Source organism: Rhodophyticola porphyridii, assembly GCF_003688285.1.
GTDB lineage: Bacteria > Pseudomonadota > Alphaproteobacteria > Rhodobacterales > Rhodobacteraceae > Rhodophyticola > Rhodophyticola porphyridii.
In genome coordinates, this window is sequence record NZ_RCNT01000001.1 from 151,636 (window position 1) to 176,950 (window position 25,315).

The 25,315-nt window shown below is 63.2% G+C and carries 18 protein-coding genes; 2 read left to right on the forward strand and 16 right to left on the reverse strand.

Features of this window, described 5'->3' with window-relative positions:
* Window position 1 precedes the first annotated feature (1 nt).
* Complete coding sequence (locus D9R08_RS00780; RefSeq protein ID WP_121896107.1) at window positions 2–484, forward strand: hypothetical protein; 483 nt, start codon at window positions 2–4, stop codon at window positions 482–484.
* A 241-nt stretch (window positions 485–725) separates the two neighbouring features.
* Here D9R08_RS00780 and D9R08_RS00785 read toward each other — a convergent pair whose 3' ends face one another.
* The 13 genes from D9R08_RS00785 to gmd form a co-directional block, all read right to left on the reverse strand.
* Entirely contained in the window at window positions 726–1,826 is a 1,101-nt protein-coding gene (locus D9R08_RS00785) for a flagellar basal body P-ring protein FlgI (RefSeq protein WP_121896772.1), read from the reverse strand.
* Window positions 1,826–2,836, reverse strand: coding sequence for a flagellin (locus D9R08_RS00790; RefSeq protein ID WP_121896108.1), 1,011 nt, complete (start codon window positions 2,834–2,836; stop codon window positions 1,826–1,828). The genes D9R08_RS00785 and D9R08_RS00790 overlap by 1 nt, the downstream gene beginning before the upstream one ends.
* Window positions 2,837–2,838: 2 nt before the next feature.
* The gene (gene flgK / locus D9R08_RS00795; RefSeq protein WP_121896109.1) at window positions 2,839–4,296 is read right to left on the reverse strand and encodes a flagellar hook-associated protein FlgK; all 1,458 of its coding nucleotides are present in this window, start codon (window positions 4,294–4,296) and stop codon (window positions 2,839–2,841) included.
* Between the two features lie 26 nt (window positions 4,297–4,322).
* Window positions 4,323–5,627, reverse strand: a complete 1,305-nt coding sequence (locus D9R08_RS00800; RefSeq protein ID WP_121896110.1) for a flagellar hook protein FlgE — start codon at window positions 5,625–5,627, stop codon at window positions 4,323–4,325.
* Between the two features lie 121 nt (window positions 5,628–5,748).
* Entirely contained in the window at window positions 5,749–6,585 is an 837-nt protein-coding gene (locus D9R08_RS00805; RefSeq protein ID WP_121896111.1) for an OmpA/MotB family protein, read from the reverse strand.
* Between the two features lie 81 nt (window positions 6,586–6,666).
* Window positions 6,667–9,192 carry a DUF4214 domain-containing protein gene (locus tag D9R08_RS00810; RefSeq protein ID WP_121896112.1) on the reverse strand — a complete coding sequence of 842 codons (2,526 nt, stop codon included), beginning with the start codon at window positions 9,190–9,192 and terminating at the stop codon, window positions 6,667–6,669.
* Between the two features lie 10 nt (window positions 9,193–9,202).
* Entirely contained in the window at window positions 9,203–9,583 is a 381-nt protein-coding gene (locus D9R08_RS00815) for a hypothetical protein (protein WP_147450599.1), read from the reverse strand.
* A 225-nt stretch (window positions 9,584–9,808) separates the two neighbouring features.
* On the reverse strand, window positions 9,809–10,750 hold the full coding sequence (locus D9R08_RS00820) for a glycosyltransferase (protein WP_121896114.1): 942 nt from the start codon (window positions 10,748–10,750) through the stop codon (window positions 9,809–9,811).
* Window positions 10,751–10,757: 7 nt separating this feature from the next.
* Window positions 10,758–11,579: an ABC transporter permease gene (locus D9R08_RS00825; protein ID WP_121896115.1), complete on the reverse strand. Its 822-nt coding sequence runs from the start codon at window positions 11,577–11,579 to the stop codon at window positions 10,758–10,760.
* Window positions 11,580–11,624: 45 nt separating this feature from the next.
* Entirely contained in the window at window positions 11,625–13,037 is a 1,413-nt protein-coding gene (locus D9R08_RS00830; RefSeq protein ID WP_121896116.1) for a mannose-1-phosphate guanylyltransferase/mannose-6-phosphate isomerase, read from the reverse strand.
* A 12-nt stretch (window positions 13,038–13,049) separates the two neighbouring features.
* Window positions 13,050–13,973, reverse strand: coding sequence for an FkbM family methyltransferase (locus D9R08_RS00835; protein ID WP_121896117.1), 924 nt, complete (start codon window positions 13,971–13,973; stop codon window positions 13,050–13,052).
* 49 nt (window positions 13,974–14,022) lie between these two features.
* On the reverse strand, window positions 14,023–16,650 hold the full coding sequence (locus D9R08_RS00840; RefSeq protein WP_121896118.1) for a glycosyltransferase: 2,628 nt from the start codon (window positions 16,648–16,650) through the stop codon (window positions 14,023–14,025).
* Between the two features lie 193 nt (window positions 16,651–16,843).
* Window positions 16,844–17,857 (reverse strand): GDP-mannose 4,6-dehydratase, encoded by a 1,014-nt coding sequence (gene gmd, locus D9R08_RS00845; protein WP_121896119.1) that lies wholly within the window; start codon window positions 17,855–17,857, stop codon window positions 16,844–16,846.
* A gap of 246 nt (window positions 17,858–18,103) precedes the next feature.
* Between gmd and D9R08_RS19560 the strand changes: the two genes are divergently transcribed.
* Window positions 18,104–20,836 carry a DUF4214 domain-containing protein gene (locus D9R08_RS19560; protein ID WP_147450600.1) on the forward strand — a complete coding sequence of 911 codons (2,733 nt, stop codon included), beginning with the start codon at window positions 18,104–18,106 and terminating at the stop codon, window positions 20,834–20,836.
* An 11-nt stretch (window positions 20,837–20,847) separates the two neighbouring features.
* Here D9R08_RS19560 and D9R08_RS00855 read toward each other — a convergent pair whose 3' ends face one another.
* The 3 genes from D9R08_RS00855 to D9R08_RS00865 form a co-directional block, all read right to left on the reverse strand.
* Entirely contained in the window at window positions 20,848–21,525 is a 678-nt protein-coding gene (locus D9R08_RS00855; protein ID WP_121896773.1) for an ABC transporter ATP-binding protein, read from the reverse strand.
* A gap of 10 nt (window positions 21,526–21,535) precedes the next feature.
* Window positions 21,536–22,909: a capsule biosynthesis protein gene (locus tag D9R08_RS00860; RefSeq protein ID WP_233557150.1), complete on the reverse strand. Its 1,374-nt coding sequence runs from the start codon at window positions 22,907–22,909 to the stop codon at window positions 21,536–21,538.
* A 120-nt stretch (window positions 22,910–23,029) separates the two neighbouring features.
* Window positions 23,030–25,255, reverse strand: coding sequence for a glycosyltransferase (locus D9R08_RS00865; RefSeq protein WP_158598901.1), 2,226 nt, complete (start codon window positions 25,253–25,255; stop codon window positions 23,030–23,032).
* Window positions 25,256–25,315 lie beyond the last annotated feature (60 nt).

The window sequence follows — 25,315 nt, forward strand, 5'->3', positions numbered from 1 at the left end:
CATGGTGCAGCATCCAGAGCAGCCAAGATCCGGCCCCGCCCCAACCGGCGATCCCAAGTGGAAGGCCGACAAGGCGAGGGTTCTGCTGGGCCTTCTGGGTCCGGAACGCTTCGAGGCTTTTCGGAAAGGTTCCCCCGATGGGGCAGGCCTGAACATCGACACATCCGTTCCGACGGACAGCGATGTGACCGCGTGGCAACGCAACCGTCTGATACAGAGGTTTCGCGACAGGGGCCTGCTGGCCGGTGAGGATGCTGATGCGCCCGTGCGAGCTCATGCTCCCAGAATTGATCCACCATCGGGCGCCCCCGCACTGGTGGCGCGGTTGGCGGATAATCTCGATGACGCAACACTGATGAACGAACATCCGGCAGTGATCGCGCATCTTCTCAAACCGCAAAGTACCGCTCTGCGCGCGCGGGTTCTGCGGCAGCTGCCGGGGGCGCAGGCCCGTGCCGTCATGCGGGTCTTGAAGGCCCTGTAGAGCGGGGAGCGCCTGGAAACAGGCGGACCCTGCCGATCAAACGTTAAAAATACGACTCAGGATATCATGTGGATGGGTCCACCCTTCGGGATCGGACCCATTTCATGCTCCGCCGTCGTGAATGTCTCATCCGCCGCCCGGATTCCGGCAAACAGGGGATGATGATTGAGCACAACATCCCAGGCGATTGCAGCCCGACCAGCCCCGGCGCGGGGTTCCGGCGGCACGTAGCATCCAGATGTCAGCGGACGATGAACTCGGCGTGTAACGCGCCGGCCGCCTGGATGCTGTTCAGAATGTCGATCATGTCCCGGGGCGACACGCCGAGCGCGTTCAGGCCTGCGACAACTTCCGACAGGGACGTGCCGCCGCTGATTTCGGCAAGCCCTGTTCCGGGCTCTTCGACAAGATCCACGTCAGTCCGGGGAACGATGACGGTTTCGCCTTCTGCGAACGGGTTCGGTTGCACCGCGATCGGGCGCTCCTCGATCCGCAAGGTCAGGTTCCCCTGCGCAATCGCCACGCGAGAAATCCGTACATCTTCGCCCATCACGATTGTGCCGGAGCGTTGATCGACAACCACACGCGCCCGGATTTCCGGCTCGACGAACAGGTTTTCCACCCGGCTGAGTGCGTGGGCGGGAGAGGCCGATCTGGTGGCGGCCACATCAAGGGTGACGGTGCCCGAATCCAGCATGACGGCAACGCGGCGGCCAAACTCCGCATTGATTGCGCCTTCGATCCTTGCGGCCGTGGTGAAATCGGGCGTTCGAAGGGCGAGGCGGATATCCCGGAGGGCGGAAAAGTCGAACTCGACCTCGCGCTCGATCCGCGCCCCTGAAGGGACGACGCCGGCGGTGGGCACACCTTGCACCACCCGCGCGCCGTCCCCTTCCGCCGAAGCGCCGCCGGCGATGACCGTGCCTTGTGCGACCGCATAGATTTCCCCGTCGGCCGCGGTGAGCGGCGTCATGACCAGCGTCCCTCCCAGAAGGCTGTCGGCATCGCCGATGGCCGATACTGTGATATCGATCTGACTGCCAGCACGGGAAAACGGCGGCAAGCTTGCCGTGACGAAGACCGCCGCCACATTCTGTGGCCGGAATTGCTCTCCGGAGACATTGACACCCAGGCGTTCCAGGATGTTGGTCATGATTTCTTCGGTGAACGGGGCGTTACGAATTCCATCTCCTGTACCGTTCAACCCCACCACGAGACCATAGCCGATCAGGTCATTGCCGCGGACCCCGTCGAACTCCACAAGGTCGCGGATACGGATGGGAGAGGCCGTGACCTGAGCCGCCATCAGCATCAACAGAATTGCGGAAGCAAGCATGCGCATCATCTCAGGAACTCCGTGAGGTTAAGACGCGCCATGCGCGAGGTAAGGACGAAAAGGCTTTCCAATTGCATTTGCACCGCTTCCAGTTCGGTCGCGGTCGTATAGGGGTCCGAACTAACCAGGCGGTTGTGCTCGATCGACAATGCCGTCTCCGTCGCCGAATTCCGAACGCGGGCGGTTTCGATCCGGGCTTCGGCGGCGCCGAGTTCCGCCCGGATTTTCGACAATCCGCCCTGGCTGCCGATCATGCGTGTCGCAGCCGCTTCGAGAAGCGTGCGCCGCGATGCCTCATCCGCGGGACCCAGATCGTTGCCGACAAGCGCACTCAGCGCGAAAGCGGCCAATGCTCCGCGAAGCTCCGGGGCAAGCGCCGACACATCTGCATCGATCACGTCGCCATCTCCAACCGTAAAGCCGGCCGAGGAAGACGTGCCCCCCTGATAGGCGGTCGTTTCGAACCCGCCACCCGGAGCCAGAAACCAATCCTCCACAATCGCGATCATGTCCTGTGCCGTGGCGGCGCCGGCCACCAACGGACCCAGGTTCGACAGCATTTCCTTGCCGCTGATCAACGGGATCTGGTCCGGCCTGTCGCCGCTGAACAAGCTGCGTCCCGCAATCCTGCCGTTCAGCGCGTTCACGACAAGATCAAGCCTGGCGCCGCTATCCACTGCGAGAATGTCGAGATTGCTCGACGATCCCGCACCGGCGGCCGCCAGCAGGGTAGGACCCGTTTCGTCAAGCTGTGTCTGGACCGTCTGCAGCGCGTCTTGCATGACGGATGTATGAAGCGCCGCCTCGTCGGCGGCGGCCTTGTAGACCAACCCGAGGCGGAGCCCACGTTCAACCGCGGCAAGACCCGCAAAATCGCCACCCAACGCCTTGCCCAGATCGGATTTCCGGCCGCTGCTGAGCTCGGAGGTAAGCCGCAACATTTCCGTTTTCACCTTGGCGCTTCGTTGATACATGTGAAATGTCTGCGCTCTGTCGCCCGTTGAGATCCAGCTCATCTTCAGATCCTCAGCAACTGGTCAAGCAGCTCTTCGACCGTTTGAACAATCCGGGCATTGGCCGCGTAGGCCTGTTCGATCAGGAGCAGCTCCTGCATCTCCCGGTCAGTATCGACGCCGGTGCCCAGTTCGGCCTCGCGCAGCGTGCCGTGCCGGGACGCGGCAAAGATCTCATCGTTCTCCGCCGATTGCCGGGCCAGGCCAGCCATCGACAGGAAATCCGCGGCAAGTGTGCCAAGGTTGCGGCCGGCCCCGGAGAATCCTCCCGATTGGGTCGGGGTCACGGACTGAAGAGCGGTCAGCATGTCCTGCAGCAAACCGGCCTGACCGGCGGGACCTTCCGCCGTTGCGCCCAGCCCGTCGCGAAGCCGCCAGACTGCGCCGCCCTGTGCGGGATCGACCTGTGCGTTCACGCGAATCCGCCCCGACAGGCCGATCTCATTTGCCGCGGCCACCAGATTTCCGGCGTCGGTAAACAGCCCCGGGTCTCCGCTTGCCAGTGTGGGATCCAATGCGGGGTCATCCATGCGACTGGCAAGATCGCGCGCGACGGCATCAAGTTGCGCCTGCGCCGTGATTGCAAGGTCATCCCGGACCGTGAACCGCGCCGCAAGACCGCCGCCCTGCAATGCGGGAAAGGAGCCGCTCATCTCGACGGGTCGCCCATTCAGGCTGAGGCCAGACAATCCCGCATTGGCGAGCGTCAGATCCGCCGCCATCACCGTTGCGCCATCGAAGCTGAAGGTTGCGGGCCGCCCGTCCAGCAAGGTCAAACCATCGGCGCTGTAAAGCGATACCTGCCCGGTGTTGTCCCGCAATTCGCGCACCGGGATCAGCGGCGTAATTCCGTCAATCAATGCCTGTTGCTGGTCGAAGAGCGCCGAGCTGTCCCGCCCTGCGCCCTGATTTCGGCGGATCTCGATATTGATCTCATGAATGTCTGCGAGCGTGCTGTTCAGATAGGCGACGTCGCGGGCGATGCCCTTGTCGGCGTCCAGCCTTGCGGATTGCACGGTTTCCGAAAGCGTGTTGAGCTTGCCGGCAAGCCGCTCCGCGGCATCGAGAACGCCTGCCAGTCTGGTCTGGCTCTCCGGGCGATTGGCCGCATTAACGAGGCTCGCCTCGAAGTTCGCGATATTTGCGTTGAGGCTGAACGGGTCGTCCGGAGATCCGATCGCCGCCTCGACCCGGCGGGTGAAATCTGCCTGGGTTGCCGCTTGCCCCAGGGAAGCATCCGCGTCGCGGCGCGCACTGATCAATACCGTGTCGACCTGGCGGTCGACACCGACGATCCGGACGCCGGTGCCCTGCCCGCCCAGAACCGCCGCCGAGGTTACCAATCGTCGCACACCGTACCCGTCCGTGGACGCGTTCGCCACATTTGACGATACGATCTGCGCCGCACGGCTGGTTGCGGTCAGTCCCGACAGGGCGTTGGAAAGTGCGGTTGAGATACTCATGGCGGTACTTTCGGATCAAACCTGCATCAACGTTTGATGTTGGTCGTTTCCTGGAGCATCTCATCGACCGTTTGTATCACCTTCGCGTTCGAGGAATAGGCGCGCTGTGTCTGGATCAACTGGGTCAATTCCCCGGCGACATCCGTCGCGGATTCCTCACGTGAAAAGCCGATCACATCGCCCGTTGGCCCGTCGCCCGCATCCCACAGGAAGAATGGGCCGCTTTCCGGAGAGACCTGATAGGCTTGGCTGTTCAGTGATATGAGCTTGTTCGGGTTCGGGACATCGACCAGAGGAATCTGATAAATCGTGCGGGTGAAGCCACTGTTGTAAATCGCGTTCACGTGACCATCCGCGTCGACTTCAACGGAGTCCAGATTACCGACAGGAGAGCCGTTTTTGACGACCGGCGCTCGGGCGAAAGTATCCGACAACTGCGTAAGGCCCGATGGGTCCCCGATGCCGCCGATGGAAAGCTCGATCGGGCCGCCGACCACATCAACCGACAAGGTGCCGTTCACCGGGTCATAGGCACCGCCTGCGGCGCCTGGGACAAGTGTGGCGGAGAGAAGGTTGCCGCCATTGCCCCGTGTGTCATCGAAGGTCAGGGTGTATTCGCCAATCGGCGTTGCGCCGGTGGCGGAGTCGCGGATGGTCATCGTCCATTCATGGGAGGTGCCGCTGGCCGGTACGGTCGGGGTAAAGGAGATCTCGATGCTTTTGGATGTCCCCAGATTGTCGTAGTATTCCGCCGTCATGTTCAGCGGGTCACCTGACGCGCCGGCCTCGGTCGCTGTGGCGGGCAGGTTCACGCTGAGTTGCATTCGTGTCGTCGGGTCGCCGGAGAACTGGTTCGAGTTGATTTGAATCGGTTCCAGACCTTCGAAGGAGTCGCGCGGGAAACCCGCGATCACACCATCGGCATCGGCGGGCCATCCCATCAGAACCAGTCCGGAATCGGTTCGCAGGAACCCCTCGGCATCCGGTCGAAACGATCCGGTCGTGGTCAGCATCGTCGGAGTATCTCCCTGATCCAGCGCAGTGATCGATGTCACCGGCAGCATCCCACGTCCGCCGATCGCCAGATCGGTCGGGTTGTCGGTGGTGATCAGGGTGCCGCGCTGGTCGATCATCCGGCCTGTCGTGACGCGCACACCGCCCGCGGAATAACTGCCCTGACCCTGGCTGATGACCATGGACTGAAAATCCGCGACTTCGCGTTTGTATCCGTAGGTGCCCGAGTTCGCGATGTTGTCGGCGATCGTTGCCAGACGGCTGGCATTTACGTTCAGGCCGGCCACGCCGGCATTCAGGGAGGATGAGATGGTCATCAAATGCGCCTTTCTGCTGCACGTCTCGATTTGCAGGCAGCTTTGACAGAGGCGGCTTAAGGACAGGCTAACAGATAAAATCCGAGCTAGTTTTCGCAGCCCTGCCGTCAGGACCGGTTGCTCAGATCCGGTTGCGTAGCAAGATAATCTCGATCCGGTCATTGCGTACCGACATCGGGTCGTCATCTACCGGGCGTCTGTCCGCATGGCCTGTGATCCGTTGAAGCCTTGTTGCCGGCAAGCCTGCGTCTTCCAGCAGAACGCGGACCCTATGGGCATGGGCGGTGGACTGCATCCAGCGGCTTTCCTCGACCACGGTGATCGGTTCGGACCGGACATGTCCGATGATCGCCACGCGATTGGTGACGGTATCGAAAAGCTCCACCATAACCCCGGCAAGAGCGACCAGCCAATCTGCGGGCGCACCCGTTTCTTCATCGAAGAGCGGCGCGCCGGGGCGGGCAAAAACCTCGATGATCAGCCCCTCGTCGGAAAGCCGGGTCTGGACATGGCGCAGGGCCAGATCCGTCACCATGCTGTCGCCGCCGCCGGCCATCAGGGCGTCTTCCAATGCGGCCAGTATCGCCTCTTCCTCTTCTTCGGTGTGCCCCACGCCGGTCATTCCCATACTTTGCCGCCCTTCGGTCGGTCGGCGGTCGGTGGCACCGGTTCCGTTTTGCGCCTCGACCCGCTCGGAAAACACGCTTTCGCCGCCGAAAGCACCGTCGCCGCCGCCGGAAATCCGCGCAATCGGCACCGTCGGGCTGAAGTAATCCGCAAGTCCCTTGCGCTGTTGTTCCGTTGTGGCGTTGAGCAGCCACATCAACAGGAAAAACGCCATCATCGCTGTCACGAAATCTGCATAGGCGACCTTCCAGGCACCGCCATGATGCCCATCTCCGCCGACTACTTTCTTGCGTTTGATGATGATCGGACGGGCGTCGTTCTGGCCGGACATTTCAGATACTCATGCTGCGGTTTCCCGGTATGGATAGGGACAAAATCTAAAAACTCCCTAAAGGGTCTTTGACCTCTCTGTTCAGATGATTTGGAAGATATCTGTTGTGATGTCTGCGATGTCGGTGTCGAGGAAGGTGATTGTGACGCCGCTGTCGGCGAGCAGCAGATCGGTGCCCTGCCGGGTCAGGTCGGCAAGCACGGCGCCCGCATCGGCATAGCTGAACCCGTCCAGGATCACCCAGTCCCACGCCTCCAGATCCACCACCTCATGGGTCCCGCCATCGCCGGCGTCGAAGACGAAACTGTCCGCCCCGAACCCGCCGAAGACCGCATTGGCGCCGCCGCCCCCCTCCAGCCGGTCGCCGGGGAAGGTGGCGCGCATCCAGGCGCTGAGATCGGGTCCCGTATTGTCCCGGAATTCGGCGCTCTCGGCGAACCCGCGCACCACCTCCTCCCGGCTGAGCGTGCCGTCATCCAGAAGCCCGCGCCAGCCCTGCAGCCCGGCCGGATCGGGCGCCCGGCCCAGCACGTTTTCATACATCAGCGTGACGAATTCGGCATTGTCCGTCGCGCCGTACCGCCCCTGGAACTCGGACGAGTTGACGAAGCCCGACACCACCTCCAGATAAGGCCGCCCACCGGCCAGCTCCCCGACCCAGGCCAGCAGGCCGCCCGGATCGGGCGCCCGGTCCAGCGTCGCCTGATACAGCCGGAACACCTCGTCGGCCCAGTTGGCCCGGTACCCCGCCTGGCTGAACTCCAGCGCCCCGGCGGCGGTGTTGCCCATGAACTCCTGGCTTTCGGAGAACCCGAACACCACCTCCGCCCGGCTGAGCGCACCGCTGTCGAGCTGGTCGCGCCAGGCCTGCAGCCCCGCCGGATCGGGCGCCCGGCCCAGCACGTTCTCATACATCAGCGTGACGAACTCGGTCGTGTCCGTCGCGCCGTACCGCCCCTGGAACTCCGGGGAGCCCATGAACCCCTCGATCACCTGCAGAAGGCTTGCCTGCCCGTCGCGCAGCGTCTCCGTCCAGCCCCGATGCCCGGCCGCATCCGGCGCCCGGTCCAGCGTCGCCTGATACAGCCGGAACACCTGCGCCGAGACCGGGTCAAACCCCACATCCACATCGTCCCCGTTCAGAACGTCATCCCCAAAACCCCCGAACAAACTGTCCGAACCAGACCCGCCAACAAGCAGGTCAGAGCCGGCGCCCCCATCAATCTGGTTGGCGATGCCATTTCCGAGGACGTAGTCCGACCCGCTGCCCGCGTTGAGGTTCTCGATCAGCGTATCGCGGGCGATCACCAGATTGCCGGTCAGGCCATAGATATCCGATATGCCCTGCGCCCGCATATCGATCGTCTGATCGGCAGGGTCGTCACTGAAGTCGAACAGATCGGTGCCGCCCGCGTCGTAGATGGTCAGGGCAAACGCCTGATCGCCGTAGTGGTTCGCCGGATCCTGGCCGTTATGGACCGCATCCATCAGGAGCTGCATGTACCCGGTTTGAGTATGGCCGCGCCCGTAGACCGTATCGCCGGCGGATGCCGCGCTTTGCGCATCCGGGGCGCCGTACAGATCCTGTATCGCAAGAATGTCGGCGAGCATCGGGGTGACAAGCGCCGCCCGGCTGGCATTGACTGTCGTATTCTCATCTTGCGAGAAATACGACATCACCGACAGCTGATAGCTGTCATTGATGAAATCGTTGTCGATCCCGAAAACCGCCGAGCCGTTGTAACCGCCCTGATGCCCGAGACCAAGCGCGTGGCCGACCTCGTGAATATAGGTCTGGAAGGAGTAATCGTCGATCTGGGTGCCGTAGGTCTGCAACCAGGCGGTGGAGACGTTCACCCAGGCGAAAGTGGTCACATCTCCTGTCGCCTGATAGTTGGCAAATGCACCGGACTGGTCATCGTCGAAATCGATCATCGCGTCCGTGACGCTGAACACCTCGACGAATCTGAGATCGGCCACCGCTTCCCAGGCTTCCAGCGCCCATTCGGCCAGGCGCCGGCCATCGGCCGTCAATTCGTTGAGATAAACGGTGATCTCGTTGCTTTGGCTGGTGTCGAACGCGTGGCGGGCCCCGCCGAATTGCTGCCAGAAACCATCTGTCAGGAAGCTGGCAAGTTCATCCGGGGAGCCTGCCGGCGCGTCCGACGCGGTATTGACCGTGACCTCGTAGGCGCCGGTCCCCGCATCGGCATAGGCGCCGAGATCGAGGTAGAAGGTGCCCGAACTGCCCGGCGCATAGATGATCCTGGAGTCCAGGTTGGTTCGCGGGACGATATCGTCGTTATCGGCCACCTGAACGCCGCTGGCATCGCGCAGACGCAGGTAGGGATCGGCAAGCTCCGCGCCCCCCACCCCGGTCAGGTCGATTTCGTAGGTTACATTCGCCTCCAGCTGCACCGCGACCCAGTCGCGATCCCCGAAGGAAGAGATCTGGCCGGCGAAGACATCCCCCAACGAGATCGAATAGGCGGTGTTCTGGCCAGCCGCGGCATCGGCCCCCTCCGTCACACGGGCCTGGGTTCCGGTCGCCGTGCCATAGGGGCAGCTATCGTCATAGGGGCGGAAGGAGGTACAGATCATACACATCAAACAGGTCCTATTCGGAAGGTGCCGGGCTGAAAGGCAGCGGGGCACTGCGCACAAGCCCGTCGGCGAAACGTTGGTGAAGTGCCGGCGACAACGTGGTGTCCAGCAGTCCGAACCGGATCCGTGGCCCTCGCCCCTTCGCCGCGGCGCTGCGCCATTCCAGATGCGCGACAATCAGGTCTGGACGCAGATCATGGATCGTCATCACGAAGGCCAGATCGGCGGGATCGTCGCCGAAACTCAGACCGTGGGCTTGGGAGAGCGCCATCTGCACGGCCCCGCAGAGCCCCGGCACCTGCCCGTCCATGTCGGGCACCGCCACGTCACAGCGAAGCGTGGCCGAAACCGGTGGCTGATCGGCGAAGATGGGGGCGGTGGCGGCAGAGACCACGGCAAGTCCTCCAAGTATCTGATTCAGTTTTCGCGGCCGACGCGTTTTGCGGGCGGCACCTGTGTTGCGACTGATCGGTTTCACCTCGGGCTCCCGGTGGTCAAGGCTTGCCGGCCGTTCTGGCAAATGGCGCCGATCCGGGCTCAACCTGCCTGATTTCAATTAGAAAAAGAAAAAGAAAAATCCGTTAATGCGAGGCAAATTTGAACGGATTATCCCGGCCGGCTAAACTCGCGCGATCAGGGAGAGCAGGCTCAGGATCCCCGCCGCCGGCCGGCCCTGGCGAAACACGCCCGCCCGGCGCAGGCTGCGAAACCGGGGCAGGCCGCCCTGGCCGGACGTGGCCAGAACCTCGCCCAGACGGTCCGCCGCATCCGGGGTCAGATGGGGCGTCACCCGTGACAGGGCGGCAGCGTTTTGCCGGACCCATGAGCCATAGGTGCCATTGGCGATCAGCCGCAAGCGCCGCGCGGAGGCCCGGGTGCCGCGATGGCTGCCCAACAGATTTGCGTGATGCTGACGGTAATAGAGGCACGGCGTCTCGTCGAAAACGATCTCTCCGCCGATCCCCGTCAGCAACTGGTACAGCCACCAGTCGTGGAACGGCACGTCGGGTCTTGGCGGCATGGTTGCGCGGATGGCGCGCATTGCCGCGGCATTCAGCATGATCGTGTTGCCCGCGATGATGTTCTGAACCAGCGCGTTGGCGAAGGAGGGCCGGAGCCCCGCGCGGTTCTGCATGCGCCGTGGGCTGAGGTCGGCATCCGTCTGAATGGTGTTGGCGGCATAGAGAACGGGCCGGGCGTCGGGGCGCCGGTTCATCAGGTCCAGACCCCGCGCCAGCCGATGCGGCATCCAGACATCATCCTGATCCGACAGGGCAACCGGCCCGTCCGGCAGATCGGGGTGCTGCAGCAATGACAGGAAATTCGCGGCCATACCGGCGCCCGGCCCCTGCATCATGCGAACCTCGCGCTGCCCGGCCGGTCCGCGTTCGAACCGGCGCAGAATCGCGGTGGTCTCGTCGGTGGAGCCGTCATCGCTGACCCAGAGACGCCAATCCGCATGGCTTTGGGCGGTGTAGGAGGCCAGCTGCGCGCCCAGATGACGGGCGCCGTTGAAGGTAGTCAGAAGGATCGTGACGGTCTGGGGTGAGCGATTGGCCATAAGCAGGTCAGAAATTCAGGATATCGCGGTGGTAGCGCCGCAGGAAGACAAGTCCGGCCGCCGTCAGGAACAGACTGAGGCCGAAGACATATACCATCGAAACGTAGGAGGCGTCGTAGCTGCTGTAGAAACCGGTCCGGACATAACCCACGACGTGAACCAGCGGATTGTACCAGAGATAGGAGCGGTATGGTTCGGGAATGGATTCAAACGTGAAGAAGATGCAGGAGATAATGAAAAGCGGGCGATTGAAAATACCCCAAACCACCTGCCAGACCGGGAAAAGGGAGACCAGGAAACAGTTCATCGTGCCAACGCCGATGGCAAGGCTGGCCATCATCAGGAACCCCATGGCGATCCGGTCGATCTCCACTACCGTGCCGGTATCCCAGATGGTCAGGATCCCGAAAAACAGGATGTAGGCGACGAGCAGCTCAGTCATCAGATTGAGGATGAACCGGGCGATCATGGCGTCGACATAGGTCACGCTCGGGTATGAGAGCAGTGCGCGGGAATAGTTGAGAGATTGTGCCAGCTTCGCGCTGAGCCCGCTATAGGCGAGAAACGGGATCATCCCCGTGGCATAGAACATCGCGAAGTTGGAGCCCATCGGCGGCGCTTCGAACGCGACCGAAAAGACCAGAACCAGAAGACCGATACCTGCCGCGGGTTCAAGCACCGCCCAGATATACCCCCCCGGAGACCTGCCATAGGTGACGCTCATCTCGCGCAGGATCAGCGCGGCGACCGCGCGCCCCGTGGCAAATCTGCGGCCGCTTCTCACCGGCCTGAGACGCCGGGGGCGGTTGGTGTCGGGCACGCTCGTCATGCCGTATCCGTCATGCCGGCAAGCCCACGTGCAGGTCCGATGGTACTAGCGGCGTGCATATCGGTCCTCGTAGCGCACGATATCATCTTCGCCGAGATAGCTGCCCGTCTGCACCTCGATCAGGACCATCGGCCTCGGTCCGGGGTTCTCCAGCCGGTGGCGCGCGCCCACGGGAATGTAGATCGACTGATTTTCGCCGAGACTGCGGACGGCATCATCGACCGTTACCCTCGCCTCTCCCTCGACGATGACCCAATGCTCCGAGCGATGTTCGTGGGACTGCAACGACAGCGCCGCCCCCGCATGCACATGTATGCGTTTGACGTGAAACCGGTCGCTCAGGATCAATGTCTCGAACCAGCCCCATGGCCGGTAATCGACGGGAAGCTGCACCGCCTGCTTCGCCTCCCGCGCCTTCAGCGTATCGACGGCCTTTTTCACATTCTGCGACTGGGACATATCGGCCACCATCACCGCGTCGTGCATGGCCACGGCGACGATGTTCTTCAGCCCGATCCCGACCAGCTCGATTTCTGGACTCTCGGAGCGCAGGAGCGAACCTTCGCAATCCATTGCGGTTGCGTTCTCCGAGACCGCATTGCCGGCGCCATCCCGCGGGCTCTGCTGCCAGACCGCCTGCCAGCTGCCCAGATCGGACCAGGCGCCTTCAAACCTCACGACAGAGACATCCCGCGCTTGCTCCATGATCGCATAGTCGATCGAGATGTCCGGCATCTGCTGCCAGACCTCCGGGTCGATCCGGACAAAGCCAAGATCGTCCCGGGCATCTCGCAACGCCTTCTCGGCCAGTGCGAGAATCTCCGGTGCGTGGGTCCGGTAGGCCTCGATCATGCGGTTGGCCTTGGCGAGGAACACGCCCGCATTCCACATGTTCCGGCTGTCAGCCAGCAACCGGCGGGCGGTGTCCGTATCGGGTTTCTCGATGAACCGCTCCAGCGCGAAGACACCGGGCGACGTTTCGGTACTCCGTTCCAGCCAGCCGAACCCCGTTTCCGGACGATCTGGCGCGATGCCGAAGGTCACGATCTGGCCGGCTTCCGCGGCGGGCCGGCCTCTGGTCACCGCCTCGCGGAACAGATCCGGGTCGGCCACCGCGTGGTCGCTCGGCACGATCAGGATCAGATCGTCGGGCGCCGTCCGCGCCACATGCAGCGTGGCGATGATGGCGGCGGGCGCGGTGTTCCTGCCCTCGGGCTCGATCAGGATCGAGCCCGGAGCGACAAGGCACTCATCCAGCTGCTCGGCCACGATGAAGCGGAAGGCATTGCCCGTCACCACGACCGGATCGGCAAATCCCTCGCCCACGAAGCGGAGGGCGGAGGCCTGAAACAGGCTTTCCTGCCCCACGAGATCGGCGAACTGTTTCGGAAAGCTTTTGCGGGACAAGGGCCAAAGCCGGGTTCCCGATCCACCACAGAGCAGTATTGGAGTGATCATGCGCGTCCGTGCCTACGAGCCGATGCCATCTTGTGCCAAGGTGACAGGATTGGCCCATAATTGCACCCCGTCGATTTGGATGGTCGGATCCCCGCCGACGGGCGGCGCGATAGCCGGGCGTTCCATCTCCAGATGCCAGCCCTGCTCCAGAAAGCGGCTGAAGAGCCGACCCTCGATCACACGGCTATGGGTGCCGATCAGAACACGTTTCACATAAGCCGAGATGTCGGCAAAACATCCGTCCACATAATCGAACTCGGCCCCCTGAATGTCGATATGGAGCAGATCGACCATATCCTCCTCGACGATCTCGGAGAGCGGAATGCTGGGCAGCTCGCGATAGCGCGCGCCCTGCCGGATCTTGGCCAGTCTCTCGGGGCTTGGATCGAAGATCGCGGCGCCGCCCCAGTCGGTTCCGTCCTCCTCGGGGATCGGAAAGATCGCAGTTCCCGGCCTTGGCCCGGCCACCCCGTGGATCAAACGGTAATCGGACGCCGTGAACCCGTTCAGCCGCAGCGTCTTTTCGGCGCTTGCCAGATGATAGCGATCCGCCTCGATGCCGATCAGATCGAGATCGAGCCCGCGCCTGCGCGCGGCCACGCCCATATTGGCGATCCAGCAGCCCCAACCGCATCCCAGCTCGACAATCCGGTAGGTTCCGCGTGCCAGCGCCACGCTGCGCAAGGCCGCGGCCCATTCCGCGATATCGGCGTGCCAGTTGCCCGGATGCGGCACCGGCTCGACCATGCCGGCCATCGGGGTGAGGATCGGCGGAAAGACATCCGGGGCGATCCGCGTGCCCAGAAAATTGCGCACGATGCCCGGCTCGGAGGCCTGACCAGCCTCGTGAAACCGCTCCAGAAGAGCTTCGGCATCGAAGTCGCAGAAATAGGCGAACAACGCCTGCTGGATCCGGTCTTGTGGCTGAAGGGACATTGCTGCGGCTTTCTGGCGGAGCGGCCGAAGCCACCCCGGAGGTTTGGCGTTAGAGCGTCTTCAGGATTTCCTGCAAGCGCGCCTCGTAGCGTCTGGCGATCGCATCGGCGGAGAAGTTCTGCCGGACATTGGCGAAGGCAGCCTCCACCTTCGCGGCCCGCTCCCGGGGATTGCGGTAAAGGGCGATTAGCTGGGCGGCGGCATCGTCGATATCCGGATCCGCCCATTTCTGGCCGGCCCTGACGAAGATGTAATCCCCCTCCACGAGATAGCTGTCTTTGTAATCCACCAGCCATGCCGTCTGCTCCGAGCAGAAATCCATGTTCCCGGAATAACCCGTGCAGACCACCGGCACCTTCAGGTTCATCGCCTCGATCATGCCGAAGCCCCAGCCCTCGGATTTGTGCAGCGAGATATAGCAGTCGCTGGCGGCCTTGAGATCGACCAGCGCCTCGTAGGTGAGCGTTTCGTTGATCACGTGAATGCGGGGGTCGGCGGCGATCATGGCGTCGGCACGTTTCCAGATCCGTTCCTGCATCGGGTCCGAAACATGGTCGCGATTCTGTGTCTTGATGATCAGATGCGCGGTGTCGATCCCCCGGAAGGCCTTCTGAAACGCCGCCAGCACGCCAAGCGGGTTCTTCCGCTGCACGAAGGAAAACGAATCGAAGGCCACGAGGGAGAGGAACGCGTCGTCCGGCAGCTGCAACTGCTGCACCAGATTTCGGCGGGCCGCATCCTTGTCGACCGCGCTCAACTCCTCGAAACACATCCCCACATTGACGACCGGCTGCGCGGTTTCGGGCCGATAGATGCTGACACCGAACTCGGTGGAAACCCAGATCTCGTCCAGCAGTTCCATGCCCAGGTAATGGCACAGAGCGGGCGTATCGAGTTCCCAGTAGAAATAGCCGATATTGTAGCTGTCGGAAAACACGTCCGGCCCGTAAGCAAACGCCAGAGGAATGGATTCCGCATTCAGATGCAGCAGGTTGATCCGGGCTTTCTTCCAGTCTGACATCTTGCCGACCTTGCTGAACCCTTCGGGCGCGGGGTTGTCCAGCCCGAAATCCACGCAATTCACGCGCAGTCCGGTGCGGCTCATGATCTCCGCGGAAAGGCGTGTGGCTTGCCCGAGCCCGGATGCCTTTTCAAACGGCCCGATCAGTTGCACATCCACCCTCTCCGCGTCGGCCGCAATCGGCAGGGCCGCGGCGTGCAGCCTGTCACCCGTTTCCGTCCGGGCAAGGAACTGATGGCTTTGCAGGTCGTATCCGCGAAGACGGATCAGGGCCGCGAACATGTCATGGGAGATCGAAACCGGATCATCCTGCAGGGTCATGGCCTGATAGAAGGTCTCGAAGATCGACGGGGTCTCGCCCTGTCGCGCGAAGATCCTCCTGAGGGATCCGGCCGGGACGTATCTCAGCAGATCGGGGCGGCTGGCGCTGCACAGCACCATGCACAAGGTAAAGAGTTTTCTGTCCTCCTCCTCCGTCGGGTCGAGGAATTGGAAACTTGACCTGTCCTCCTGAAGGCGGACCATGAAATTGGAAAGCGGGAAGGCGTCGTCCTTGCGGGCCGTGGGCACCATCCGCAACAGGTCGGCATGACGCGCGGGCACCAGGCAATCCTCGACAGAGAGGCGCGGCGCCTCTTTTTCCGCCCACCAATAGAGCAGGTCGAGGAAGGCCGCGCTGTCGGACAGATCCAGCGACTTCAGCTTGGTGCCATCATCCACGATACGCCACCACATCGCCCGGGTCAGGGTGTGTTTCTGGCCCCCGATGACGAAAGGCGCGTTCAGGTAGTCGATCACGTCATGGGGAAGCGGCGTGCGCAAGCCGCGGCGTATGGTGCCGTAGCCGGTAAGGTACCAATGCAGGAAATGATCGCGATCTTCCGGCGTGCCGTCGGTATCGAAGTCCCGGTTCTTGTGCAGGCGATGTTTCACGTAGTCGAGATAGGCGGGCAGGCGTGTGTCCGTATCCGGTGCCGCGTCGCTCTCGGGGATCAGGCGGCCTTTGTCGAAGAGCAGGGCGTGTTTACCGAGTTTCGGCCAGGTGACCGGCCGGTCCACCCGGGCAAGCAGTTTCGCCATCAGCGTCAGCTCATCGCTCAGCAACATCCGGCAATGGTCGATCATCGGGCTGTTTCGATCGAGGCCCCCGAAAAGCGGTTTGGGCAGCGTATAGGTCCCGATCTCGAACTGCGGGTCGTCAAGAACCCGGACGCTCACCTGATATCCGAAGCGTTTCGCGAGGGCATAGGCCGCGTCGTCCACCGGCAACTCGAAGCCACAGTAGCCATCCCCGATCCCGGCCTCCTTCACATCGGATCTCGGTTTGCTCGCCAGTTGGCGGATCAAGGCGCGATCACCAATGAACAGACCCACCATGGGCCGGCTCTCCCTGGCATTGGTCCGTACAACCCAGCCATGCAGTTTGCCGGCGGAGAAATAGTCGATATTGCCGGAATAGGGCGGCTGCCGCTCCGTCGGCGCGGGGGTCGCGCCGGGCAGGCTCCGCACCGAAGATACCGGCATGCGATCCTCTTCGCGCGCGCGGCTTGCTTCGCGGGCCCGGGGAACGGCAACAGATCCGATCGAGCCAAGTTCCGGAGTGCCCTGTTTCGGGGTTCCAGATCCGTTGGCCGCGCCGCGTTTCTCAAATCCCATTTGCGCAAGACCCCTCTGTGATCGATCGCCGAACCCCCGGCCCGGGCAATTGCCCGGGCAGCCTGCACATCCGCGAAGGCCCTGAGTCACAAGACATGTCACGGGGATGCCAAAAAATGGTTAACGGATCGGAATATCCTGAAGAGAGCCCGCCAGAATCGGCTGATATCAGCGCGGCGGGCCGGAGCTGGCCCTAACCCAGAGCGTCATAATCCGCCTTTGCCATCATCTCCGCCAGGGTACGTACATCAACCTTGGGCGACCAGCCGAGTTTCTGCCGCGCCTTGGTGGCATCGCCGATCAGCAGATCCACCTCCGCCGGGCGAAACCATTCCGCACTGACCTGGACGACGCGCCTGCCGGTCTTGCGGTCGGTTGCCGTCTCCTCGACGCCCTCGCCGTGCCACTCAAGATCCATGCCGAGCGGGGCCGCCGCGAAGGCCACGAAATCGCGGATCGCAGTCGTCACACCGGTGGCCAGAACGTAATCGTCGGCCTTATCTTGTTGCAGCATCCGCCACATGCCGTCGACATAATCCCCGGCAAATCCCCAGTCGCGCTGCGCATTGAGATTGCCCAGAACGACCGGCGCGCTGTCGCCACGCGCAATCCGGGCCAGCCCCATGGTAATCTTGCGGGTCACGAAATCTTTTCCTCGCAAGGGGGATTCATGATTGAACAGAATGCCCGATGACGCGTGAAGCCCGAAGGATTCCCGATAATTCACCGTGATATGATGGCCGTACACCTTGGAAACGCCGTAAGGTGAGCGCGGGTAGAGACGCGTTGTCTCACTTTGCGGAACTTCCTGCACCAGTCCGAACATCTCCGATGTCGACGCCTGATAGAACCGGGTTTCAGGCGCGATCGTGCGCAAGGTGTCAAGGATCCGGACCACGCCCTGCCCGTTCACATCCGCGGAGTAGACCGGCACATCCCAGGACGCGCCCACGAAGCTGAGTGCGGCGAGATTATAGAACTCATCCACCCGAACATCCCGCAAGGTACGGAAGATGTTGTTCATGTCGCTGAGGTCGAATTCATGCATATGGACCGCGTCGGCGACGCCCAGCCTGGCGAGACGGGACTTCTGTTCATGAGAAATCCAGCGCGCGCCACCATGGACCTCGTAACCCTTGTCGAGCAGAAGCTTCGCGAGATAGGCGCCGTCCTGACCGGTGATGCCGGTGATAAAGGCCTTCTTCATCTGATCGTTCCCGCCTGTCTGGAGCTGCCGCCGGGCCGGGGCAGAAGGGTGATAGTCTACCGGGCCCGGTTTTCGCAACCATGAATGGGCGCGCGCGTATCCGGGCGGTTCGTGAATGAGACCGGAAAACTGCAAGTCTAAGCGAATGTCCCAACTCTGCCACAATGCTCTGACCAGACGTTAATCCTCCCGAGGCATGGTCCCCCGGAATGCGTGGGGGCGCAGATTTGCGAGGGGGAGTCAGGGGTGGCTCAACTATCCTATGTCGCGACGATGTCGCACGCCGTGCCCGAAGTGGTAACGGCGATCACCGATCTGGATCTCTTCGTGACGTCCAGCGGTCAGGCGGCATTATACGCCACCAGCCGGTCCGGCGAGGCGATCACGGTTTTCGGGCTGGGCCCCGACGGGTCGGCACAGTTGATCGATACCCAGTATCTTTCCGAGGATACGATCTCGCTCGAGCTGATGGAATTCGGCGGTTCGCTGCGCGCGGTTACCCTCGGGCCCGCGATGGATGGGCCGATAAGCTTCCAGATCGCGGCGGACGGAACCATCGGCGGCGTGCCGCAAACCCTCTCCAGCATGGCGGCCAGCGAAGGCTTTTCCGATCTCGTGCTGACGGAAAGCGCCAGCGGCACCTATGTCTACGCTGGAGACAAGGCCGAAGGCACGATAAAGGCCTATGCGGTTCAGCCCGATGGCGAGCTCGTTCAGCAAACCCAGCAGGACGTGCCGGGAGGAGCTTCCCGCCTGATGGCCGCCCAGGCCGGGTCCGAGAAATACCTGATTGCCGTGACCGGCGATGGCAACCAGGTGGTCAGCTACGAAGTCGTCGCGGGCGGGGCGTTGCAGATCCGGGGTCGCGCCGGGGCCGCCGACGGGCTCGGCGTGGCCGGGATCAGCGCCCTTTCACAGGCGACGATGCCCGATGGCGAATACATCGTTCTGGCGTCCCAGGGCAGTTCGTCGCTGAGCGTCCTGCGGCTCAACACCGACGGGTCCCTGGTGCCGGTCGACCATGTTCTGGACGATCTGAGCTCCCGGTTCCAGTCCGTGACCAGCCTGGAACTTGTCACATTGGGAGATCAGGTCTTCGTCATGGCCGGTGGCGCCGATGACGGGATGTCGCTTTTCCAGCTTCTGCCCGGCGGGCGGTTGGTGCATCACGCCACCATGGCGGCCAGCTTTGCGGCCAGCCTGGAGAATGTCAGCAGCATCGCCGCCACGACCCGGAACGGCACGCTCGAAATCTTCGCGGCCAGCCATACCGAAACCGGTATCACCCATCTGAGCTATGATCCCGGGACCGTCTCAGACACCTTACTCGGCAGCGAGGGCGGTGATGAGATCAACGGGACGGCCGCGGGCGAAGTGATCTCAGGCGGGCATGGCAATGACACTCTGAACGGCGGTGCCGGCAACGATATCCTGATGGACGGGACGGGCGCCGACCGGTTGACAGGCGGCGCCGGGCGGGACGTCTTTGTCATGGCGGCCGACGGGATCGACGATACGATCACGGATTTCGACCCGGCTGAGGATGTGCTCGATCTCTCCGCCTATCAGATGTTCCGCAATCTGGATCAGATCACGTTCCAGACCACCGCGGACGGCTGCATCCTGACCTTCCGCAACGAGGTGTTGCGGGTGATCAGTGTCGATCAGCGTCCGCTCGACGCGGCCGATATCCTGGTGCCCGACCTGATCAACCTGTCCCGCCTTCCGGTCGGCAATCTGGGGGGCGAAACCGTCTTCGCCGGCAGCGTCGAGGCCGATTTCCTCAACGGCAACGGCGTGTCGAATTACATGGACGGTGCCGGCGGCGATGATCTGATATTCGGCATGGCCGGCTCTGACCTGCTTGTTGGCGGGTCTGGTTCGGACAGTTTGTTCGGGGGTTTTGGGGATGACGTTCTGAACGGGGACGATGTGGATGTGGGGTTTGACCCGGTCTCGGCGCAGGTGTTCCGGCTGTATCAGGCGACGCTGGACCGGGCGCCGGATGCGGCCGGGCATCGGGGCTGGACGGAGACGCTGCGCGACGGGCAGGCAAGCCTTCTGCAGGTGATCGAGGGGTTCATGGGCTCCCCGGAGTTCCAGGGGCGGTACGGCGCGACGGACACGACCGAGTTCGTCACGCTGATGTATGAGAACGTGCTGGGCCGGGCGCCCGATCCGGCGGGGCTGCAGGCCTGGCGCGACCAGCTCGACAGCGGTGCGCTCAGCCGGGCGGAGGTGGTGTTCGGGTTCTCCGAAAGCCAGGAGTTCATGGGCAACACCGCCGCCGGGGCGCTGGAGTTCAGCCAGGCGGGGTACCGGGCCAACTGGGCCGACGAGGTGTTCCGGCTGTATCAGGCGACGCTGGACCGGGCGCCGGATCCGGGCGGCCTGCTGGCCTGGGTCGGGGAGCTGGCCAGCGGGCGGCCTTATCTGGAGGTGGTGTCGGGCTTCGTCAACTCGTCCGAGTTCCAGGGGCGGTACGGCGCGACGGACAATGCCGAATTCGTCACGCTGATGTATGAAAACGTGCTGGGCCGGGCGCCCGATCCGGCCGGGCTGCAGGGCTGGCGCGGGCTTCTGGATGACGGCACGCTCAGCCGGGAGGAGGTGGTGCGCGGGTTCGCCGAGAGCGCCGAATTCCGGGACAATACGGGGCCCGATCTCAGCGCCTGGATGCGCGCCACCTTCCCCGGCGACCGGCTGGAGGGGGGCGGCGGCGCCAATGCGGTCTTTGGCGGGTTCGGGGCGGACAGTTTCGTCTTCGACGCCGGCGATGGCGGGACCCATGAGGTGGTGGATCTGGAGGCGTGGGACTGGGTGATCCTGGACGGGTTCAGCTATGCCGATGCGGGCGCCGTGCTTGCCGACCTGACCCGGCAGGGCACCGATCTGCTGCTCGCCGACAGCGGCGTCACAATCACCTTCCTCGACACCGACATCGCAGACATCACAACAGATATCTTCCAAATCATCTGAACAGAGAGGTCTCAGGAATTCCCGACCATGTTGGGAATGTTGAGGTTGCGCAAGTGGTGGTCGATCGCCTCGTCCACATCCTCGTAAACCGTGATCTTTCCGTGCTCCAGGACGATGCCGATATCGCAAAGCTCGCGGATCTGCGGCATGTTGTGACTGACAACGAAAGACCCGGCCTGTTCCATCCGACGGCGGAACATCGCGCTGCTTTTCTTGCGAAACGCCGCATCGCCCACGGCGGTGACCTCATCCACCAGATAGGTGTCAAATCCGATCCCCATCGAAACGCCGAAGGACAACCGCGCTTTCATGCCCGAGGAATATCCGCGCAACGGCTGCCTGTAACTCGCCCCCAACTCGCAGAACTCCTCCACGAAATCCGACAACTCTTCGGTGTCGACGCCGTAGATGCGGGCGACGAAGCGCACGTTCTGCGACCCGGTCAGATCCGGATGAAAGGACCCGGCAAAGCCGACCGGCCAGGAGATGCTTCCCGTGGAGAGAATCTCACCTGAAGTGGGCTCCAGGGTCCCCGCGATCATCTTCAGCAAGGTGGATTTTCCGGCGCCGTTCCGGCCCAGAAGCGCGACCGAAAGCTGCGACGGCACGGTCAGGCTGAGATCATCGATCACCCGGTTTCGGAAGCCGGCCCGGGCGAACTCCTTGGTCACATTGCGGAATTCGATCAAGGCGCCCACCCTAGCGCCGGTCGCGCAGGCTGTAGGCCACCAGCACCACCACTGCCCACATCAGGAAGGCAAAGAGAGTGATCATCGACAGCAGCACGACCCGTTCGGGGTAGCGCGATGCCTCGGACAGGGTGGGGCGGACATGGGCGGCCAGATAACGGCTCTGCCGCCGGGCTTCGTTCCGGGCGGAATCGAACGCGGCCAGCGCGGCGGTATAGGCCTGCGCGGCGAATTCCTGATCCGTAGCCAGCCGCTCGTATTCCCCGACCAGATCGGCGAACGCGCTATCGCCGGCCGCACTGGTGCCCAGAACGGCGCGCTCCTGAGCGATACGGTTCTCGATCACCGACACGCGCCGCTCCACCTGCACAATTCGCGGATCGCTTTCCCGGGTTGTCTCGCGCAGAATATCGAGCTCGATCAGCGCTTCGGCCAGCTGCGCCTGCAATGTGTTGAGCAGACCCATCTGACCTTGGGTGTCGATCGTCGGATCTACGATCTGGGTCCGGTTGCGAAATGCGGTCAGCGCCACGCGCGCGCCGGTCAGCCGTTCCTCGGCCTGGGCGAGTTCATCGCGGGCATAGCCTATGGCGTCTTCGCGGGCGACCGCCGAAAGCGCGTTGATCATCGCGCTGCTCTGTTCGAATACCTCCTGCGCGATCCGCTGCGCATCGACGGGGTCATAGGCCAGGACGCGCAGGTCGATCAGGCCTGTGCCGCTGTCGTAATAGATCCGTACCTTGCGCGCCCAATGATCCACCAGATCCTCGATCGTGCCGGGCGGCTGAAAGGCGAAAACCGGATCTTCTTCGGGGCTGACCCGGGACCAGATCGCGCGCAGGTCGAGCCGGTCGTCGACCAGCCGCACCAGTTCCTGACCTTGCAGGAACTCGTAAAGGATATCGGTGTCGGACGAACTCGATCCCGACAGGTCAGTGATACCGCCCAGAATTTCGATGGCTGAGCTGGCCTCTTCGGTGCGCACCGAAAAGCCCACGAAAGACGCGTATTGGTCGGCCGCACGGGTCCAGAGATACCAGGCGGAGAGAGCGGCCGGGGCGACCACCATGATCATGAAGGACAAGGCCACCAGCCAATGACGCCGCTGCGTTCGCATGGGCCGGGCCGCGGGGGCGACGGGTATCGAGGGCGAGCCAGATTTGGCCTTGCCGCCCGGTTTCGGGCCGTGCCCTGCCGCTGCGGGTTTCGGTGGTGGCGTCACCTCCCTTTGCTGCTCTGCCGCCTTGCGGATGCGGGCAAGAGGCTGCGTTTTCTGCCATGCCTCCACGGTTCGTTCAGCTTCCCCGGCGACCGTCTGCGGGTCCGATGCCTTGTCGGCAGGCGGTATCCGGGCCGCGCGTTTGGATGGAATGCTGTCTGCCAAATCTGGGTCCACCCTGATCAATGGAGAGTGCGGAAACGCGGCCGCCCGCGCCCGAATGCTATGCCTTGCGCCGGTTCAGGCTCCCTCGCCACGCCCCGCGTTCGCGCCGAGGCTAGGGCATCAAGGGTCAACAGATGGTAAATTTTTGACGTTTTCTATGATAACCTGCGTGAGATTATCCTCAATTGCGAAGCCGATCGGGTGGCCGTTTTCCGCCTGCGCCACGGCCTCACCCTGTGCGCCGATGTCGAAGGCCAGAACTGGCAGCCCGGTTGCCAGCGCCTCGTGGGTGGTGAAAGAAAAGGTTTCCGGCCAGACCGAGGGGATCAGCCAGCAGGTCACCCCATAATGGCGAGCATGCTCTGCGATGTCCTCGCGGCGATAGGGGCCATGAAGAGGCACCGACCGGGGCAGGCCGAATGACGGGTCAAGCGTTCCGATCAGGACCATCGAGATGCGCGGGTGCCGTTCCAGTTCCCGGGCCAGATCGCAGATCAGCGCGGCGCCTTTCTGCGGCGCGATATTGCCGAGGATGCCGATGACGATTTTCCGCGCATCCCGGGGCACCGGCACCCGGCCTGTCGCAGTTGGCGCCGGATGCGGTGCGACGGATATCTTGTCCGACAGGTCGGGATAGGCGGCCGCCACCTGCGCGCGGCTGTCGTTCGAGTAGACGACGAGCTTGCCGGCGGCGCTGAGCGTTCGATACCACGCGCGCTGCCAATCGGCGAGGCTGACTAGCTTACCGTCCGCTCGGGTCGTGCTGTGGGCCGCGTCGCGGCGGCTGGCGGTGACGGGACCGCGATAATGTCCGTCCTGATCCAGCAGGCAGTAGGATGGGGAGACCGGGAAAAAGTCGTGGAACCGGATCTCGATATCCGCGTCGTTCACCGCAAGATCTTGTATAAGATCAGGCAGGGCCATTGGATCCGTATCGCCCACGGCGCAGGAATAGATGATCCGCCGGCGCCGCACCGGTTCCAGCAGCCGGTGAACAAGTGCGAGGTCCGAGGTCGTGCCCATGATCCGGCCCCGATCCGTATGAAGCTCCACCTGCATCCGCGCGGGTCCGCCAAAGCGCAGCACGATCGCGGCGCATCCTCGGCTCAGCACATCGGCAAGCTCGCCGCGAAGATGCGCCTCCGCTCCGCCGCCGAGGGAATGGGCAAGATAGATCGGCACCGCCACCTCCGCGCGCGCGGCGGCCCATCCGATCGCAAGCGCCAATCGCCCGGACAGAAGCGGATCATGTCTCAGAAACGCCTGTACCTCGGCATCGAATTGCGGGTAACGGCAGGACAGGACCGCCGCGTTCTTCGCCAATTGGGCGGCTTTCTCCCCGGTCCCGAAGCTGGCGCCGCCGCGATGTTCGACGAACAGGCCGGGCAGGCCCACATGCCTGCCGCCCATTTCCATGGCCTTGCGGCACCAGTCCACCTCTTCGCCGTAGCCCCGGCCGAAGCCGGTGTCGAGTTGCGGCTGATCCCGCAGAAACCGGTGGTTGAGCGCCATGCAGAAGCCGACGCCGGTTGGAATGTCCACCGTGGCAAGGGGCGACAGGCCCTGCGCAACCGCATCGATCCGGTCGGCTTCGCCGGGGCGCAGATCGCGCCGCTGGCACATGAGGGGGACTGACAGGATTTCCGCGTCATTCGACATCGGCGTCACGCTGGCAATATCGGGCGCGTCAAGCAGGGGGGCTACGATCCGGCTGGCCCAGCTCACCGGCAGGAGACTGTCCGAATTCAGCAGGATCACCGGATGATCGCCCCCCCGGATCTCCTCCAGCGCACGGTTGACGCTGCCGACAAACCCCAGGTTCTCGCTGTTTTCCAGAAGGGTGACCTGAGGGGCCCACGCCGTGGCCCAATCCCGCAGGAATGGCCGCACCCGTGCATCGGTGGAGCCGTCTTCTACCGCGATCAGATGCCAGGGCAGATCTGTATGTCGCTCAACCCGGTCAAGGCATTCCTGCAAGATCTCGAACGCGTTGAAGACCGGAAGCAGGATCGTCACCGGTGTCGCCGCGCGCGCCGCATCTGGCGGAGGTTTGTGAAAAACGGATATGTCGAGCGGATGGGCCAGGTCTACCGGGGTCAGACCCAGCCTGGCCTTGACTTCGGCCTTCCATTCCGGCGCGCCGGTCAGATACCAGCGCAAGGTCGGCAGTGTCGCGCCCATCGCATCGCGAAGGAAGCGCAGAAACAGGCGGCGTTCCGAAGGCGGGGGCGGAGCGACGGCCGGTGCCGGATTCCAGACCGTGCCTGTCTCGCCGGATCTGATCGCGGCGATGTCTCTGTGATGCGCCGCATAACGCGCGTATAATCCACGGAGCCGGCTGAGCACATGACATCCTTGGTAAGCGGCCCGCAAACGGGCGATACGATGCCAGATGTATTGGCCTGT